Origin of the sequence: Collinsella aerofaciens (genome assembly GCF_028209885.1) — a bacterium.
GTDB classification, from domain to species: domain Bacteria; phylum Actinomycetota; class Coriobacteriia; order Coriobacteriales; family Coriobacteriaceae; genus Collinsella; species Collinsella aerofaciens_BA.
In genome coordinates this window covers 1-16,591 of record NZ_JAQLEM010000014.1, presented here as the reverse complement: position 1 = coordinate 16,591, position 16,591 = coordinate 1, and the positions used below count along the sequence as shown (strand labels likewise).

The following is a 16,591-nucleotide window of genomic DNA, read 5'->3' as shown; positions in this document are numbered from 1 at the left end:
TCGGTTCAGAGCAGGAACGCTTCGATAGCTTAACCGATAAGGCCGGCGCGCTGTTAAACGCAGCGCGCTGGCCTTTCTTTGTTTCGATATCAAAAAGCCCGGGCGGTAGCCGCGAAAGCTACCGACCGGGCAAATCGTAGGCAATATGGTTGCTGTCGAGCAGCTGCTCAGCTTAGCCCAGCAGGCTTAAGCCCACGGAGACAAACGCCAGGATAACGCCGACGATGGACTCGCCGCCGAGCAGGCCGCTGGCGACAACCAGCCCCTGTTCCTGGAAGGCGGCGTCCTTGGCAGCCCTCTCCTCGTCAGAAAGACCGGCGGTGGCGTCGCGGTGGGCGGACCACTTGTCGTAGGCGAGCTTGACGCAGGAGCCCAGGAATGCCGTGAGTGACATGTAGAACGGCAGGTACACGCCCAGGCCAATCATCATGGCCGGAATGCCGAGCCAGTACATGACGATGCCGGCGATAAAGCCGCCAACGAACCACGGCACGCTCGGGATGCCCGAGACCATGGTGGCGACGACGCTTGCCTGCGCGGCAACAAAGCTCTTGTCGGGGCCAAAGGCGTCCGGGCCATAGGCGGTGACGAGCGCGACCATGACGGCTGCGGCGACCAGGGCGCCCACGATGCCGCCGATGGCTTGGCCGATCCATTGCGCACGCGGGTTGGTGCCCAGCACGGCGCCGGCCTTAAAGTCGTTCATGACGTCGCCCGCAAGGCCGCACGCCACGGCAACGATGCCGGCGATAAAGAACAGCTTGACCTGAGCGATCTGTGCGAAGGCAGCCACGATGAGCATAACGATGAGGCCAAAGATTTCCATGGGGTCGATACCCGTCTGGCCGCAGCTCTGCGCGCTCATGATGGTGGTGACAAAGGTGAACAACGTGACGATGACGGCCGGAACGGGGCCAAGGTCGAGCGCGATGGCAACGATTACGGCGATGGCGGCAGCGCCCAGGCCGATGATGCCGGCGTCGAGCTTAAGAGAGCCCGAGATAAGCGACTGCTCGTCGGTGTCGGTGGAGCTGTCGGCGGCAAGACCGCGGACGATACCGGCGACCTGCGGCAGGATGTCCTTGAGGACGACGGCGACGCCAAAGCCCATCATGAGGCCCATGCCCAGGGACTTGACGATGCCTTGCGCAGTCATAACGTCGAACAGACCGGCAACGGTGCCGCCCACGATGATGCCAAAGTTGCCCAACAGGGCGCCGGCAAACCAGAAAGCGACCGGGGCGAAGCCCACGAGGAAGCCGATGGACAGCAGCATGGGCGAGTTGTAGATGGCAAAGGTCACGCCGGGGATGTTGAGCGTGCACAGCATGCTGGGCACCACGCCCAGAGCGTCGCGAAGCACGCTGTAGATGCCTGCGATGGCCATGGAGCCAAAGAGCTGCTTACCGGTCTTGCCGCCGGCCTCGGTGGCGCGTAGGGTCTGAGCTGCGGCGTTGCCGGTGGGGAACTCCAGCGCGGCGTCCACGATAAAGTGACGGTGGATGAGCGCGGTGGCCAGCAGGCCCAGGATGGTGCCGGCGAGCGCCACGATAAACATGTCGAGCCAGCTGATCTGGTCGGCATAGCCCAGCATCCAGGCGCCCGGGATGGTAAACGCCAGGCCGCCGGCGACCATGGCGCCCGCGGACATGATGGTGTGGGTGACGTTGGCCTCGTTGAGGCTGGCGTTGCCCATGAGCTTCAGGAAGAACAGCGAGATGACGGCAGCGAAAATGATTGGCCAGGGGAGGGCGCCCATCTTGAGGGCCGTGTAGGCCGAGCTTGCCGTGATGATCACGCAGCCAAGGACGCCGATGACGACACCGCGCAGCGTGAGTTGCCCGCGCATCGAGGCGCGGTTCGAGGGATTGCTCATATTGAACTCCTTTGCGTATATCCGCTTCCCCCGGGAGCGCCGCTACGGATGCGGCGCGGGAAGTCGGGTTACCAAAGGCCGTCGCGTGAGCTCGCAAACGACCGCGCATCAGTATAGCCGCAACCTAGTCATTTTGGGATGACTGGTTTAGGTAGGCGATATACTGCTGGGCAGACGAAAGGAGCGTCGACGATGCTTAATGGGTGCACATATATATTGACGGTCGACGTGGGCAACACGTTCATTCGCTTTGGCCTGTTTGCCGAGGATTCGGCCGCGGCACAGGAATGCCCGCTTGCGACGTGCGAGATCACCACGCCGTCGAGCATCACAGCAGACGAGGCACGCATGCGTCTCGTGCAGGTCATGGCCGCACTGGCGGCCGATGCGGGCATGCCGGGTGCGCTTGTGCCCGCGGCTGCTGTGCTGAGCTGCGTGGTCCCGGCGCTCGAGCGCCCGTGGAAGGCGGCACTTTCCCGTACCTGCACGGGGCGCGTGCTCACGGTGGGGCCGGGCCTCAAGACCGGCATACCCGTGCACTACGACGACCCGGCCGAGATCGGCCCTGACCGCATCGCCGATGCCGTGGCTGCCCGCGCCGTCTACGCCTCGCCGTGCATTGTGATTGACCTAGGTACCACGACCAATATCGAGGTCATCGATGCGCACGGTACCTTTGTCGGCGGCGTTATCGCGCCGGGGCTCGCGCTCGGTGCCCGTTCGCTCTCGGTCGCTGCGGCGCGCCTGCCTCAGGTTGAGCCCTCGGCACCGACGCACGTCATCGGCCGCAACACGCGTGAGGCCATGCGCTCGGGCGTGGTTCTGGGCGAGGTGGCCCGCATCGACGGCATGCTCGACATGGTGCTTGCCGAGATGCGCTCGACCAAGGCAGCGGGCGAGGGCAGCGTGCCCATCGTCATTACCGGCGACGATGCCGAGGCGCTCGCGGCGTTGGTCGGCCACAGCCTGACGGTAGACGACGCACTGACGCTGCGGGGTCTCGCCGAGCTGTACCGCATCAACCAAAAGCCTCGCCGCGCATAAAGTCGAGGACGTCGGCGGGAGAGGAAACAGCCCCACCTTTCACCTGCTACAATGGGTCAAACTATTGCGATTTCGGAGGTGTCTGCCATGTCGGACGATCTTCATCAAACCGCGTCGGGCAAGCGTCGCGACGTTATTAGCTGGGACGAGTTCTTTATGAGCGTGGCCATCGCCGCGCAGCGCCGCAGCAAGGATCCCAACACGCAGGTGGGCGCGTGCATCGCCAGCACCAACCACCGCATCCTTTCGGTGGGCTACAACGGTACGCCCTCGGCACTCAACGACGACTTTTTCCCGTGGGGCACGAGCGATGACCCGCTGCAGGACAAGCATAACTACGTAGTCCATGCCGAGGCCAACGCCGTGCTCAACTACCGCGGCTCGCTCAAAGACCTTGAGGGTTCCACGGTCTACGTCACGCTGTTCCCGTGTCATGACTGCGCCAAAATCCTGGCGCAGGTAGGTGTGGGCGAGGTTGTCTACCTGGACAATAAGTACGCCGACACCGACGACGGCCGCATCAGCCGTCGCATTCTCGACTCCTGCGGCATTAGCTACCGCCAGGTTATCGTCGATGTCCACATTGGCACCGGGGAACAAACTCAGCAGTAGCGGCAGCGTGTGCTAGCGCCGGGCGTCGGCAAAAGCAGCTAAAAGCCCCGTCCCAAATTGACTGCTCGTGAAAGTCGTGTCCGCGCGCATGGACGGCTCGTGAGCGGGTACACGGCTGTAGTAACATAGCTCTGTCCGCGGGCGTGCCCGCGTTATTGTGAGAAAGGAGCCCCTGTGGCTGTTAACGAAGAGCTGCTTAAGAAGGTTCTTGAGGAGATCCGCCCCAACCTGCAGGCTGACGGCGGCGATATGGAGTATGTGGGTGTCGACGACGAGGGCGTCGTCAAGCTGGAACTGCAGGGTGCCTGCGCCGGCTGCCCTATGAGCGCACTGACCCTGTCCATGGGTATCGAGCGTATCCTCAAGGAGCACGTGCCCGGCGTTACGCGTGTCGAGCAGGTCAATGCCTCCGGCGAGGCCGAGGACCTGTACGACGAGTATGCGCCGTTCTAAGCTGCGAAAGCTGCGGGCGATGTGCTCCGCATAGACGTTACGCCCAAATATGCGGCTGCGAGCGCAAGGCCCGCGGCCGCATTTGTATGTAGGGAGCAGGGGGACCGATATGCTCAACGACCTCTACCATATGCTTGATCCCGTCGCCATTTCGGCGGGGCCCATCACCATCTACTGGTACGGCTTGGCCTATGTGGTCGGGGCTTTGCTCACGGCGGTCGTCATGTATCGCACACAGCGCCGTTGGGGTTTTGACATTACGGTCGACGACCTGACGAGCGTCGTGGTCGGCGTGGTCTTTGGCCTTATCATTGGCGCCCGCCTGTTCTACGTCATTTTCTACGGCGACGGCTACTACTGGACGCATCCACTCGAGATCTTTGCCACCAACGAGGGCGGCATGAGTTTTCATGGTGGCCTGGTGGGCGGCATCATCGGCGGCGTGCTCGTGTGCCGCATGTACAAGCTCGATGCGTGGACTTTGGCAGACCTCGCGGTCATCGGTGCTCCGCTGGCCCTGTGCCTGGGGCGCTGCGCCAACTTTGTCAACGGCGAGCTGTGGGGCAAGCCGACCGATCTGCCCTGGGGCGTGATCTTTGGCGGCACCGCGGGCGATATGCCGCGCCATCCCTCCCAGCTCTACGAGGCGTTTCTTGAGGGCGTCGTGCTCTTCTGTATTTTGCAGGTACTCAGCCGCAAAAAGCCGCTACTGCCCCAGGGTACGTTTATGGGCGTGTTCGTGATGGGGTACGGCATCGTCCGCTTTCTCGTTGAGTTCGTGCGCGTGCCCGATGCCCAGCTGGGCTATCTGCTGGGCGGCGTCATCACCATGGGTCAGCTGCTGAGCCTGCCGCTCGTAATCGCCGGCCTGGCGCTCATCATCTTCGCCCGACACCGCAATCGCCCCCAGCGCATCTACCTCGACGCCTAACCACCAAGACCACCACAAAGGGGACAGGCACCTTTGTGGTGGTCTTGCCGAGTTTGATAGGTTTCTAGAAAGGCTTTCGGACTGTGAAGGATCCCGACCTCTCCACAACGGCTGCGCGCGACGCTGCCCGCATCGTCTGGTTTAAGCGCTACCCCGCCAAGCAGACGCTCATCGCATTTTTGCTCGCGCTGTTGGCGACCACGGCGTTTTCCATCGATCCCGCCCCGGTGTCGAGCAACGCAGTCTTGGCGATTGACCCCAAAGCCTCGGGCATGCTGTACGTGTGCTACGAGGTGCTCCTCTCGTTTGCCGGCCATACCGACGCGGTCATGCTGCTTGCGCTTGCCTGCCTGCTCACGCTGCCGTTTCGCTACGTGTTCTTTGGCCGCGGCGACGCTTGGCGTCCCTCGGTGATCCTTCCGTCGCTGTTCTTTGCCGTCTGCATGGTGTTTGGCCGCAGTTACGACCTCACCGATTCGGCCGAGATCGTGCTCGGCGACAAGGCCCGCATCATCTGCGCCTGGATAGGCGGTGCGGGCTGGATGCTCTTGGCGGTCGTTGCCTTCTACCTTGCCTTTGAGTGTCTAGATTGGCTGAGCTCTCGGCGCATTCCGTTTTCCGAAGCGCACTTTGGCCGCGTATGGCGTGTGGCTCACGCCGTGCTCTCGGTCCATCCCTTTGCCGGGCCCTTCCTGGTGCTTATGATCGCCTGGGCGCCCACGCTCATCGCTTCGCTGCCTGGCCTTTTTATGGGAGATACGGGTGCGCAGATTCGCCAGTGGTTCAACTACCCCAACGGCACGAGTGACTACCTGCGTCTGCTCAATCCCAATGTGTTGCTCAACGGACATCACCCTGTGGTGCATACGGCTATCATCGGTTCGTGCGTCCAGCTGGGGCTTTCACTGTTCAACAGCGCCAACGCAGGTCTTGCCATCTTCACCTGCGCTCAGTTCGTCATTACGGCCGCCTGCATGGCCTATTCCATCTCGTCGCTGCGCAAGCTGGGCGTGAGCCTGCCGGTCCGCGGCGTAATCCTGCTGTTCTTTGTGTTTATGCCCATGTTCTCCAACTACGCGGCCTTGCTTACCAAAGACGTGCTGTTTGCCGACGCGTTTTTGGTGCTGTTGGTGCAGACCGTGAAGCTCGTGGCCTGCGGCCTGCCCCGTCGCGATGTCAATGTCGAGCGTGCAGGCGAACAGAGGCCTGTGCTCTTTGCGCGCCACGACTGGCTGCTGCTCGCTCTGGGCGCCATGGGTTCCACGTTTCTGCGCAACGGCGGCCTGGTGTTTTCCCTGGCGGCATGCGTGATCGCGGCGGCGTTTTGCGCGTGGGACGCGCATGTGGCTCATCGTGCAGCCAAGCAGGCTGGTGCTGCGACTTCGGGCGCCACGCCGCGTTTCCGCTGGGTGGGAGTTCTTGCGGTGCTTGCGCTCTGCCTTGCCTCTAATATGTACTTCACTAAGGTCTTTATGCCGGTGCACGACATCACGCCTGGTTCCAAGCGCGAAATCCTCTCGATTCCGTTCCAGCAGACGGCTCGTTTCGTCCAAAAGCACGATGGCCTCAACTCGGGCGTCAATCCCACGGTTAAGGAGGACGGCACCGTCGTGGAGGCTCCTTGCGACGGCTTGGTGACCGACGAAGAGCGCGCCGTGATCGACCGTGTGCTCAAGTACGAGAATCTGGGCCGCCGTTACAACCCAGATAAGTCCGATGCCGTCAAGAACTGCTTTAACGAGTACGCCTCGCAGGAGGACATCAAGGCCTATTTTGAGGTGTGGGCCCAGATGTTCAAAAAGGATCCCGAGTGCTATATCTCGGCGCTCATCAATAACTACTACGGCTACTTTTATCCGAGTGCCCGCGATGCGTGGGTCTACAGCACGGCGCGCAGTGCCGAGATCATGGCAAAGCCCGATAACCTCAAGTACTTCGACTTCCATCCGGTCGATAGCAAGGTTGTGCGCTGGTGCGACCACCTGATCAACCTGTACCGCGTGGCGGTGCAGCGCATCCCGTTTATCTCGCTCACCATGAGCTCGGCCACCTATGTGTGGATCATGATCGCCGTGGTGGTCTATCTGCTACGTCGTCATTCGTGGCGCGGGCTGGCCATTTGGGTGCCGCTGCTGGGCGTGCTCGCCGTGTGCCTGATCGGTCCCTGCAACGGCTCGACCTACATGCGCTACCTGTATCCGGTCATCGCCTGCATGCCCTTTGCCATCGGCGCCACCATCACCCGCAGCGACCTCCTCTGGTCCTAATTTGGTGCAAAGGGGACAGGTTACTTTGCACCAAGGGGCTGTATCATCACGACGCCTTCATTTTGGGGTTTATCTCGCAGGCCAGTAGGTATATCATAACGACGTTTGTTTATATTGCCCGAGCATCTGCGCTGGGCTTTAGGTCGAAACCGATAGGAGACACGTATGTCCGGACACTCTAAGTGGGCCACAACCAAGCATCGTAAGGGCGCGCAGGACGCCAAGCGTTCCGCCCTCTTCTCCAAGCTCAGCCGCAACATCACCGTTGCTGCCCGTCTCGGCGGTGACCCGCTGCCCGAGAACAACGCCAGCCTCGCCGCTGCCGTTGCCAAGGCCAAGGCTCAGTCCATGCCTAAGGACAAGATCAAGTCCGCTATCGACAAGGCTTTTGGTTCGGGTGCCGACGCTGCCGTCTACGAGAACATCGTGTACGAGGGCTACGGTCCCGCCGGTGTCGCCGTCTACGTCGACTGCCTGACCGACAACCGCAACCGTACCGCCGCTGATGTCCGTTCCGCCTTCTCCCACGCTGGCGGCAACCTGGGCACCTCCGGCTCCGTCGCCTTCCAGTTTGAGCGTAAGGGCCAGATCGTCGTCGCCAAGGAGATCCTGGACGAGAACGCCAAGAAGGAGACCATGATCGCCAACGGTGCTGCCGGTGACGAGGATGAGTTCATGATGGCCATCGCCGAGGCCGGCGGCGAGGACTACGAGGACGCCGGCGAGGAGTGGATCGTCTGGACTACTGCCAACGAGGTCATGGCTGTCTCCAAGGCGCTCGAGGAGCAGGGCGTCCAGGTCAAGGGCTCCGAGACCACCATGGTCCCGACCACCCCGACCGAGGTTTCCGGCGCCGACGCCAAGAAGGTTCAGCGCCTCATCGACCGTCTTGAGGAGCTCGACGACGTCCAGGATGTTTACAGCACCATGGACATGACCGACGAGGTCATCGCTGCCCTCGAGGAGGAGTAGCGCCCGCACGGGTTAAGCCGTGCATATCTGGGCATAATGAAGCGAGCATGCAAGCCTCGTGGAATAGATGAGCCGGATCCGCGTGCGTAGAGCACCGGACCCGGCTCTTTTATAATGATGCGAACCGTTTTGCATTTCGAGAGCCGAGATTTGAAGGGAGCGCCGCGTGCGCGTACTCAAACGAGCCCTAGCGATCGTGTATCTTGCCGCCACCATCGTGGCGCTGGGTACGCTTGTCTGCCAGTTTTGGGGGCCGTATACGTATCGCTTTATGCTGCTGATGCGCGACCCCATGCCGCGCATTGTCGTGACGGCATGCGGCGGAGTTGTGGCGATTGGCGTGCTGGTAAGCTTCTTCCGCCTGATGTTTGCTCGTCGCGAGCCGTCCTGCGTGCATCCGGCGGGGGAGCGCAATATCGAGGTCACGCTCGCGGCGCTTTCTTCGTGCGCCAGGGCTGCTGCAGAGCGCGACGATCGCGTGATGATCGAGCATGTCGAGGCCCGCGTCCAAGGTTCCGACGATTCGCATGTCCGTTTTAAGGTCGAGGCTATCGCGCTTGACGATAAGGACGTGGCATCTCTGGCTACCGCGATGCAGCAGCGCATCGAGGAAGCTTGCGACACCATGCTCGGCACGCCGGGTACGACCACGCGCGTCCGTTTTTTGCCGTCCAAGACTACCGTCCAGACCGTGGAGGTTTCCGGTGAGTGATACCAATCAAGATAAGACCGCTCGTACGCCGCGCCTGACGATTGACCAGAGCGCCACGCCGGCGAGCGAACCTGTTGATTCCAAAGCAGAGGCAACTGAGTTACAAGACGCGGCAGCCGCGGATTTTAACGAGGCTATGGGTCTCATCAAGGGTACGGGCGCTGCCATCTGGAGCTATGCTGTGCGTCATCCCAACACCACGTTCGGTGCCGTCGCTGGCTTTATCCTCGCCGTGTTGGTGCTCACGCTCGGCCTGTGGGACACGCTCGTCATTGCATTCTTCGTGCTGATCGGCGCCGTGATCGGCCAAATTCGCGACGGCGAGAACGGGATCGTCAACTTCTTCGGCCGTCTGTTTAGCGGCCGCTAATATGTATTCGACTGTCGCATCCGCGGCAGGCATAAGGAGGAACCATGGCTTTTAATACGAAGGTCGATGTAGCCGATACCGAGCTCGAGGAGAACGAAGCGGTCGTCGCCGAAGCCGAGGATGTGACGCTCGAGGACGAGGCTCTCGTCGAGGCCGAGTCCGATGTGGATGAGGATGACGAGGAAGCGGACGAGTCCGAGGACTCGCTGACCTATTCCAACGGTGTGATCGAGAAGATCGTCGCCATGGCCACCCGCGAGGTTCCGCACGTTCTGGGCATGAAGGGTAACCTCATGCACTTTGTGCAGGAGCAGTTTGGTGCCGAGAATCTGACCAAGGGCGTGACGGTCGAGGTCACCGATGACAATCGCGTGGTCGTCAACATCTCCGTCATTATCGAGTACGGCGCCTATGCGCCCGCGATCTTCGACGATGTCAAGGCACGTGTCACCGAGCGCCTTGCCGCGATGACTGGCCTTGAGGTGGCGGGCGTCAACCTGCGCATCGAGGATGTCATCACCCCCGAGGAGTACGAGCATCGCACCAGCCAGCACGAGTAACCTTCCAAAAAGGGACAGGTTTGTTTTGGTAGGTTTTATCTGTGAAAACGTTAAACGGCCGACCGCGCAAGCAAAAGCGTGGCCGGCTGTTTTTTTACGCTCCCGATGTAGTCATACCGCTCGTCTAACTAGGGGTTGCAATCGTCGCGTTCCGCGTTACCCTAATGGGCGCATTGTTTCCAAATTGTTAACGAGGGGTTGCCGTAATGGCTGACGAGCACGAAACAGAAAGCAAGGCATGGGCGATTGAGGCCGCCGCGGCAGAGGCGGCATCTCGTGCTGCCGAGGAGATGCATCGTCCTCCCGTGGTGCCGATGGAGCGCGTGGTTGATCGCACCGATATCGAGCGCGGCGAGCGTGCCGGCCAAAAGCGCAGCCAGGAGCCAGGCTTCCCGCGCTTTTTTGCCGAGCTCAATCTTGGTCTGATTCTTACGGCCTTTGCCATCGTTGCGTTTAAAACCCCTAATCACTTTGCTTTTGGCGGCACCTCGGGCATGTCGGTCATTCTGTCCACGCTGTTCCCGACTCTGCCCGTCGGCGTCTTTATGTGGATTATCAACGCGGTTCTCGTCGTTTTGGGCTTTATCTTTTTGGAGCGCAAGGCAATCCTGTGGAGCGTCTTCGCCTCGTTTGCGCTGTCTGCCTATGTTTCGCTGTTTGAGCTCTTTATCCCGACCGATGTCTCTCTGACGGGTGATATGTGGCTCGACCTGTGCTTTGCCGTTATCTTGCCGGCGCTTGGCAGCGCTATTGTCTTTGACATCGGCGCCTCGACGGGTGGCACGGACATTCTTGCCATGATCCTCAAGCGCCGCACGACGCTCGAGATTGGCCGTGCCCTGCTGCTGGTCGATATCGGCATCGTGACCATCGCGGCCTTTTTGTATGGCCCGCGTGTCGGTCTGTATTGCGTGCTCGGCCTGTTTGCCAAGACGCTTGTGGTCGACAAAGCCATTGAGAGCATTCACCTGCGCAAAGTCTGCACGGTCATTTGCTCCGAGCCGCGCAAAGTCGAGGAGTTTATCGTTAAACATCTCAACCGTACGGCGACTATCAGCCGCGGCTACGGTGCCTTCTCGGGCAAGTGCGTGACGGTGATCATGAGCGTGCTGAGCCGTCGCGAGGCCGTGCAGCTGCGCCGCTATGCGCGCGAAGTCGATCCAGGTGCCTTTATCACGATTGTCGACAGCTCCGAGATCGTCGGCAAGGGCTTCCGCGGAACGAACTAGCACAGACGTATTCAACGAACCGCCTGCTGGCGCCGTGTACCTTGCAAATCGGTCATCTTTGAGTATTTGACCCCACATTGGGCAATAATGATGCTAAAGACATCGTTTGCGATCCAAGTGATTCGTTCAAAATACGAAGGGATGATTCTATGTTCTGCTCGCAGTGTGGCGCCCCCATGGGCGATAACGACAAGTTCTGCGGCGTGTGTGGTGCTCCTAATGCCGGTGCCGCTGGCCCCGCTCCCCAGGGACAGCCTCAGCCCCAGCAGTTTGTTCCGCAACCGCCCGTGGCGAATGCGCCAAAGGGCTGTGTGGCTCAGGCGTTCCAAGATATGACTAAGACTCCGGGCGTGCTTCAGAGTGTATGCCAAATCGCTTTTTTGCCGGCGCTGATTTGCGTTGTGTCGGTGCTCGTGTTGTTTATTCCCGTTATTGGCGGCATTGCAGCTGCCATCGGCTTTTTGGCAGCTTGCATTGCGAGCGTGTGCGGTTCCGGCTTTGGTATCGAGTGGGGCCGTGATCTTTCGCTCAAGGTCGATGACGGCATGGACCGTCCACTCATGCGCTCCACGTCGTTTGGTCTCGGAGTCTTTTCGAGCGTTATTTCGGTCGTGCTCGAGGTTATCGCTGCCATTCCCGTTATCGGTGTAGTGCTTTCGCTGGTGGAGGGCGTGGTAATTGGCACTGCGGGCTCGTATTCTTATTACGGCTCTTATGCGCTCGAGGCTGCGCTGTTCGGTTCGCTCGGCCTGCTTGTCCTGGCGCTAATTGCCTCGGCGATTCTGGGTGTCTTCTTTAAGATGTTCGCCGACATCGCCGTGATGCACTTTGCGGTGACCGGGCGTGTCGAGAGCGCGTTTTCGCTCGATAAGGTCTGGGCGGCGTTTAAGCACAACAAGACCAAGCTGTTTTGTGCTTCGTTCCTTCCCGAGTTTTTGACGGGCCTGGTCGCCAACGTTGTCACATGGATCTTGACGGTCGTCTTTGGCGCCATTGCCTCTGTCGGTATGTATAGCTACTACTATCGTCCTACGGGTATTGAGGCAATTGTTACCGGCGGTGGCGTCACGCTCGCGCTATTCTTGGTGCTGGTCGCTTTCGTCACCGTATTTCTTACGGTCTTTGGCAAGATGCTCAAGCACCGTGCCGTTGGCTATTGGGCCGCACGCTATGCAAGCGAGTGGGCCGATGAGGATAAGGACGACGTCCTGACTTTTGTGTTGCCTTTCGAGAAGAAGTCCGCTGCTTCGGGTTACAGTGCTCCGGATGCTTCGCCGGCACCTGCACCCGCTCCCGCGACCGAGCCTGAGCCGGCGCCCGAGCCTGAACTGGTGCCCGAGTCTGAGACGGCATCTGAGCCCGAGCCTGCGCCTGAGCCTGAGCCGGCACCTGCACCTGAGTCGGCGTCCGAGCCAAGCTCCGACGAGGAACCTCAGGACGAGTAGCCATGCCGTCTGCCATTTGGGGACGGGGTAGAAATAGTAGAAATAGCGCTTGAAGAATGAGCGGGGGCGGACGTGTCGAAACGTCCGCCCCCGCTTTGACATCGCGATGTGGCTATGACTGCGAGATGCCAGCGAATCGATTACTCGTCGTGCTTCTCCTCACGGCGTGCAGCAGCGCGTGCGTCGTGGATGCCCTTGATCGCGGCATGGCGAGCCGTTCGGGCATCATGGATGGCGTCGCGAGCCTCGGCGGTCGTCGCTTTGGCAGAGCGCAACTTGGCGGCCAGATCGGGGTTGATTTCGGCGACCGCGGTAATCGCGGGGCCGTCGAGCTCCTCTTGCGTGGGCTCGGCCAAAAAGTCGATAGCATACTGGGCGGCCACCATGGAGCCCTTTGCCAGCACGGTCTCGTCGATCTTGTAGAAGCAGGAATGTTGGGCGTACGTGGAGCCAATCTTGGGGTTGCGCGTACCTACAAAGGCGAGCACGCCCGGTACGCGACGCAGGTACTCCGAAAAATCCTCGCCCGAAAGCGTGCCGCGATAATGGCCTTGGCCGGTGGGGCCCAGGCACTTGATTACAGCCTGACGGCAGCGCTCGCTCGAGGCGGCGTCGTTTTCGACCTTGTAGTTGGCGATGGTGTAGTCGGTGAGCTCTGCCTCGGCGCCCAGGGCTGCCGCGGTATGCTCCACGATGCGGCGCATGAGCTCCGGCATTTCCTCGTGGGTCGAATCGCCGTAGGTGCGCACTGTGCCGGCGAGGTAGGCCGTGCCGGCGATAACGTTGCGCGCGGTGCCGCCGTGCAGCTCGCCGACGGTGATGACGGCCGGCTCGTAGGGGCTGATTTCGCGCGAAACGATGGTTTGCAGGGCGTTGAGGATCTCGGCGGCAACCATGACGGCGTCGTGACCTCGCTGGGGCATGGCGCCATGGCACGAGGTGCCGCGGACGTCGATGCGGAACCAGTCGGTATTGGCCATGCGCGGACCGGGCTCGCAGCTCACGGTGCCGGCGTCGACCTCACTCCAGATGTGCGCGGCGTAGGCGCCATCGACGCCGTCGAGCACACCCGTGCCGATCATGAGCTTAGCGCCCTGGCCGTTTTCCTCGCTGGGCTGGAATACGATGCGGACTTCGCCGTGGATGTCGTCGGTCATATGGCGCAGGATTTGCAGCGTGCCGAGCATCATGGCGATGTGGCAGTCGTGGCCGCAGGCGTGCATGCAACCCTCGTTGACGCTGGCGAACTCCTCGCCGGTCTGCTCGGTGACGGGCAGGGCGTCGATATCGGCGCGCAGCAGGATACGGCGGCGCGGCGTGCCGTCCTCGCGGTAGGCATCCGGCGCGGTACCGCGAAGCGTTGCCACCAAGCCGGTCTTGAGCGGACGCTCGTAGGGGATATTCATGGCGTCGAGCTGGTTGGCGATGTCAGAGGTTGTGCGCTCCTCGGCAAGGCTCAGCTCCGGGTGCTTATGGAAGTGCCGGCGCTGCTTGATGATATAGGGCTCAAACTCGGCGGCGATATCTCGGATGGCCGCGGTGACGTCGTCTGCCGCGCGAACCTCGGTTGCCGCCATAATCTGCTGTGCCTTGGTCTTCGTCATGGTCGATTTGCTCCTTGCTGGGTTGATCGCAAAATCGTACAGGCTCTCTCCAGTATGCCACCTGCCGCTAGGGCTGGTAAAGTTGCCGTTTGCCGCTTGGGGTTTTGTTACAAGGGCGGGGGAGTACACTCGGGGGTGTTGAATTTCCTGCCAGAGATGGGGATGCCCATGCAACATATCGATCGGATTATCCGTTCCAAGAACGTCTTTACCGCGCAAGACGGCATCGATACCGCCCGCGAGCTGGCGATTGCCATCGCAGGCGACCGTATCGTCGCAGTCGGTGCGCCCGATGACGTGATCGCCGCCGCTCCTGCTGCTACGTCGGTTATCGACTACGGCGAGCAGTTTGTCTGCCCCGGTTTCCATGACGCTCATCTGCACTTCTTCCATACCTCGGTCGGTTCCTCGCCGTACATGCTCATGGATATGGGCACGTCCGAGGCGGCGCTGGTGCAACATGCGCTCGAGTTTTCCCAGGACCTGCCCGACGACGCTTGGGTTGTGACGCAGGGCTGGCGCGACTACCGTTGGGACCCGCCCGAGCATCCTACCAAGGCGTCGCTCGATGTGGCATTCCCCGATCGTCCCTGTGTTATGTATTCGGGCGACGGGCACACGCTGTGGCTCAACAGCCGCGCACTCGATGCACTCGGCGTCACGCGCGACAGCGAGCCACCAGCGGGCGGTAGCTACGACAAGGACGCAAACGGCGAGCTCACGGGTATTGCTCACGAGGCGGCTGCCATGCAGCTGCTACCGCGCTGCCTTGAGTGGCTGGGCGAGGATCGCATCGCAAGCGCTTACGCCGATCAAATGAGGCGTATGGCCGAGCAGGGCATCACCTCGATATGCGATATGTCGCTCATGCCCATGCCGGGCTGCGATTTTATCCGCGACGACGTCTACGACAAACTGCAGGCAGCCGGCAAGTTGGGCATCCGAGCCCATTTGTTTCCCACGCTGCTGGATGACCAATCGCGCTTGGAAGAGCTGCAGACCCGCTACGCGAACAACGCGCTGCTCTCGGCGCCTGGTTTTAAGCAGTTCTTCGACGGCGTGTCGAGCGAACACACGGCGTATCTCACCGAGCCTTATACCAATCCGCGCTTCCCGGGCGACCAGGGCCGTCTGACAGTTCCTGCCGATCGCATGCGTAAGCTGGTTCTGGCGGCCGCGGAGCGCGGTCACACCGTGCGCATCCACGTCATCGGCGACGGTGCCATCCATGCCGCGCTCGAAATCTTTGAGGAGGCCGCCGAACTGTACGGCCTGCCCCAGCACGGTCATAACACGCTCGAGCATCTGGAGAACCTTCTGCCTGAGGACATCGACCGCCTGCGCAAGCTCGACGTGGTTGCCTCGAGCCAGCCCTGCCATATCACGCTCGACCCGGGTGGTCCGGAGCGCGACCTGGGCTTGGAGCGTAGCCGCATCATGTGGCCGTTTGCGACCTATAAACAGCGTGGCATTCGCCAAGCTTTCGGTACCGACAGCCCTATTACGCCCGTTACCAGCATGAATGTGCTCTACACGGCTATCACGCGCCAGGACCCCCGCAGCCACTGGCCCGAGGGCGGCTGGTTGCCGAGCGAGCGTATCGACGCGGCAACGGCCCTGCGCAACTACGCGCTTGGCAGCGCGTACGCAGCGGGCGACGAGCAAAACCTCGGCAGCCTGGAGCCCGGCAAATACGCCGATCTGGTAGTCCTGGACCAAAACCCGCTCACCGTTGACCCCCAAGACCTCCAGGCTACCAAGGTTCAAGCAACCTACCTGGCAGGTAACTTGATTTACGAGCGCTAAGTATTCATGCCGTACCGTTAAGCGCGGCTCGGGCAGCCAATTTTGGGATAACGCTCGAGCCGCGTTTGTTTGCCGGTGAGGATTTGTTAGGAGCGTCCCCGCTCTGCTGGATTTGGGCGCAGGGCGGACGCGCCGCTGCCCTGCGCGCTCAATTTGGACATCAGCAATGCTGCCTCTTGGTGTTTTGCATACTTCCCATTACAGATTGCATAAAAAGGCTGGAATGTCCTTCCTGATCCTGATGTACCCCCGCCCGTGCCGTGCAAAAAACGGAGTATTCAGCACCGCGAGCTCTGCCGGTGCCGCTGCAGTCGGGTAGCATTGCGGAGATCGACGTCATTTTGGGGTCCGACGTGGCGCGAGGCATGCTTGTTTGTCTCGACGAGGCCTGTCTGCCGACCCAAATCGCCGGTCGAAGGCTACCGTGGGACTAATTAGATGCGCCCGGTGCGTATGCATTTGTCCCGGCCTGCTGAAAACTCCCAAAAATGCACGGTGCTCCCCAGGGGACCCGTGCTCGCAACGAAAACCATGCCCATGTCGCTATCCGCATCGCCTTTTTGCTGCACTGACTTTTCTGAATGCCGGGCTCGAATTAGTTAACCTGCCTCCCGTGTGGCTCCGGAGGGGCGGGGCATAAGGTTTATCGCGAGTTCCGCACGAGCCGAAGGCCACTTAATGTGGCCTTCGTGCGAGCAGGACTGCCCGAG

14 protein-coding genes are annotated in these 16,591 nt (G+C 61.1%); 12 read left to right on the top strand and 2 right to left on the bottom strand.

The window, feature by feature from the left end:
* Positions 1-172: 172 nt before the first annotated feature.
* The gene (locus tag PMX21_RS05025; RefSeq protein ID WP_271758436.1) at positions 173-1,876 is read right to left on the bottom strand and encodes an OPT/YSL family transporter; all 1,704 of its coding nucleotides are present in this window, start codon (positions 1,874-1,876) and stop codon (positions 173-175) included.
* Between the two features lie 192 nt (positions 1,877-2,068).
* On the opposite strand from PMX21_RS05025, the gene PMX21_RS05020 reads away from it, so the two are divergent.
* The 11 genes from PMX21_RS05020 to PMX21_RS04970 all read left to right on the top strand — a co-directional run bounded on the left by PMX21_RS05020 (position 2,069) and on the right by PMX21_RS04970 (position 12,471).
* Positions 2,069-2,920 (top strand): type III pantothenate kinase, encoded by an 852-nt coding sequence (locus tag PMX21_RS05020; protein WP_271758434.1) that lies wholly within the window; start codon positions 2,069-2,071, stop codon positions 2,918-2,920.
* Positions 2,921-3,007: 87 nt separating this feature from the next.
* On the top strand, positions 3,008-3,532 hold the full coding sequence (locus PMX21_RS05015) for a deoxycytidylate deaminase (protein ID WP_117847994.1): 525 nt from the start codon (positions 3,008-3,010) through the stop codon (positions 3,530-3,532).
* Positions 3,533-3,706: 174 nt separating this feature from the next.
* Complete coding sequence (locus PMX21_RS05010) at positions 3,707-3,985, top strand: NifU family protein (protein ID WP_195919538.1); 279 nt, start codon at positions 3,707-3,709, stop codon at positions 3,983-3,985.
* 109 nt (positions 3,986-4,094) lie between these two features.
* Positions 4,095-4,916, top strand: a complete 822-nt coding sequence (gene lgt, locus PMX21_RS05005; RefSeq protein ID WP_271758431.1) for a prolipoprotein diacylglyceryl transferase — start codon at positions 4,095-4,097, stop codon at positions 4,914-4,916.
* A gap of 83 nt (positions 4,917-4,999) precedes the next feature.
* Complete coding sequence (locus PMX21_RS05000; protein WP_271758429.1) at positions 5,000-7,183, top strand: DUF6020 family protein; 2,184 nt, start codon at positions 5,000-5,002, stop codon at positions 7,181-7,183.
* 165 nt (positions 7,184-7,348) lie between these two features.
* Entirely contained in the window at positions 7,349-8,155 is an 807-nt protein-coding gene (locus PMX21_RS04995; protein WP_006234926.1) for a YebC/PmpR family DNA-binding transcriptional regulator, read from the top strand.
* Positions 8,156-8,321: 166 nt separating this feature from the next.
* The gene (locus PMX21_RS04990) at positions 8,322-8,867 is read left to right on the top strand and encodes an Asp23/Gls24 family envelope stress response protein (RefSeq protein WP_195624943.1); all 546 of its coding nucleotides are present in this window, start codon (positions 8,322-8,324) and stop codon (positions 8,865-8,867) included.
* Positions 8,860-9,237 (top strand): DUF2273 domain-containing protein, encoded by a 378-nt coding sequence (locus PMX21_RS04985; protein WP_271758426.1) that lies wholly within the window; start codon positions 8,860-8,862, stop codon positions 9,235-9,237. The genes PMX21_RS04990 and PMX21_RS04985 overlap by 8 nt, the downstream gene beginning before the upstream one ends.
* Positions 9,238-9,281: 44 nt before the next feature.
* The gene (locus PMX21_RS04980) at positions 9,282-9,797 is read left to right on the top strand and encodes an Asp23/Gls24 family envelope stress response protein (protein ID WP_271758424.1); all 516 of its coding nucleotides are present in this window, start codon (positions 9,282-9,284) and stop codon (positions 9,795-9,797) included.
* A gap of 206 nt (positions 9,798-10,003) precedes the next feature.
* A complete protein-coding gene (locus tag PMX21_RS04975; RefSeq protein WP_271758422.1) occupies positions 10,004-11,026 on the top strand; it encodes a YitT family protein in 1,023 nt (340 codons plus the stop codon).
* Positions 11,027-11,175: 149 nt separating this feature from the next.
* On the top strand, positions 11,176-12,471 hold the full coding sequence (locus tag PMX21_RS04970; RefSeq protein WP_271758420.1) for a zinc-ribbon domain-containing protein: 1,296 nt from the start codon (positions 11,176-11,178) through the stop codon (positions 12,469-12,471).
* Positions 12,472-12,611: 140 nt separating this feature from the next.
* On the opposite strand, the gene PMX21_RS04965 is transcribed toward PMX21_RS04970, so the two are convergent.
* Entirely contained in the window at positions 12,612-14,075 is a 1,464-nt protein-coding gene (locus tag PMX21_RS04965) for a M20 family metallopeptidase (protein WP_271758418.1), read from the bottom strand.
* Between the two features lie 162 nt (positions 14,076-14,237).
* Between PMX21_RS04965 and PMX21_RS04960 the strand changes: the two genes are divergently transcribed.
* On the top strand, positions 14,238-15,881 hold the full coding sequence (locus PMX21_RS04960; protein ID WP_271758416.1) for an amidohydrolase: 1,644 nt from the start codon (positions 14,238-14,240) through the stop codon (positions 15,879-15,881).
* Positions 15,882-16,591: the final 710 nt, after the last annotated feature.

Bases quoted from the DNA above. Each gene is read 5' to 3' on its own strand.
- PMX21_RS05025 (WP_271758436.1), bottom strand. From the start codon at position 1,876: ATGAGCAATCCCTCGAACCGCGCCTCGATGCGCGGGCAACTCACGCTG.
- PMX21_RS05020 (WP_271758434.1), top strand. From the start codon at position 2,069: ATGCTTAATGGGTGCACATATATATTGACGGTCGACGTGGGCAACACG.
- PMX21_RS05015 (WP_117847994.1), top strand. From the start codon at position 3,008: ATGTCGGACGATCTTCATCAAACCGCGTCGGGCAAGCGTCGCGACGTT.
- lgt (WP_271758431.1), top strand. From the start codon at position 4,095: ATGCTCAACGACCTCTACCATATGCTTGATCCCGTCGCCATTTCGGCG.
- PMX21_RS04995 (WP_006234926.1), top strand. From the start codon at position 7,349: ATGTCCGGACACTCTAAGTGGGCCACAACCAAGCATCGTAAGGGCGCG.
- PMX21_RS04980 (WP_271758424.1), top strand. From the start codon at position 9,282: ATGGCTTTTAATACGAAGGTCGATGTAGCCGATACCGAGCTCGAGGAG.
- PMX21_RS04975 (WP_271758422.1), top strand. From the start codon at position 10,004: ATGGCTGACGAGCACGAAACAGAAAGCAAGGCATGGGCGATTGAGGCC.
- PMX21_RS04970 (WP_271758420.1), top strand. From the start codon at position 11,176: ATGTTCTGCTCGCAGTGTGGCGCCCCCATGGGCGATAACGACAAGTTC.
- PMX21_RS04965 (WP_271758418.1), bottom strand. From the start codon at position 14,075: ATGACGAAGACCAAGGCACAGCAGATTATGGCGGCAACCGAGGTTCGC.
- PMX21_RS04960 (WP_271758416.1), top strand. From the start codon at position 14,238: ATGCCCATGCAACATATCGATCGGATTATCCGTTCCAAGAACGTCTTT.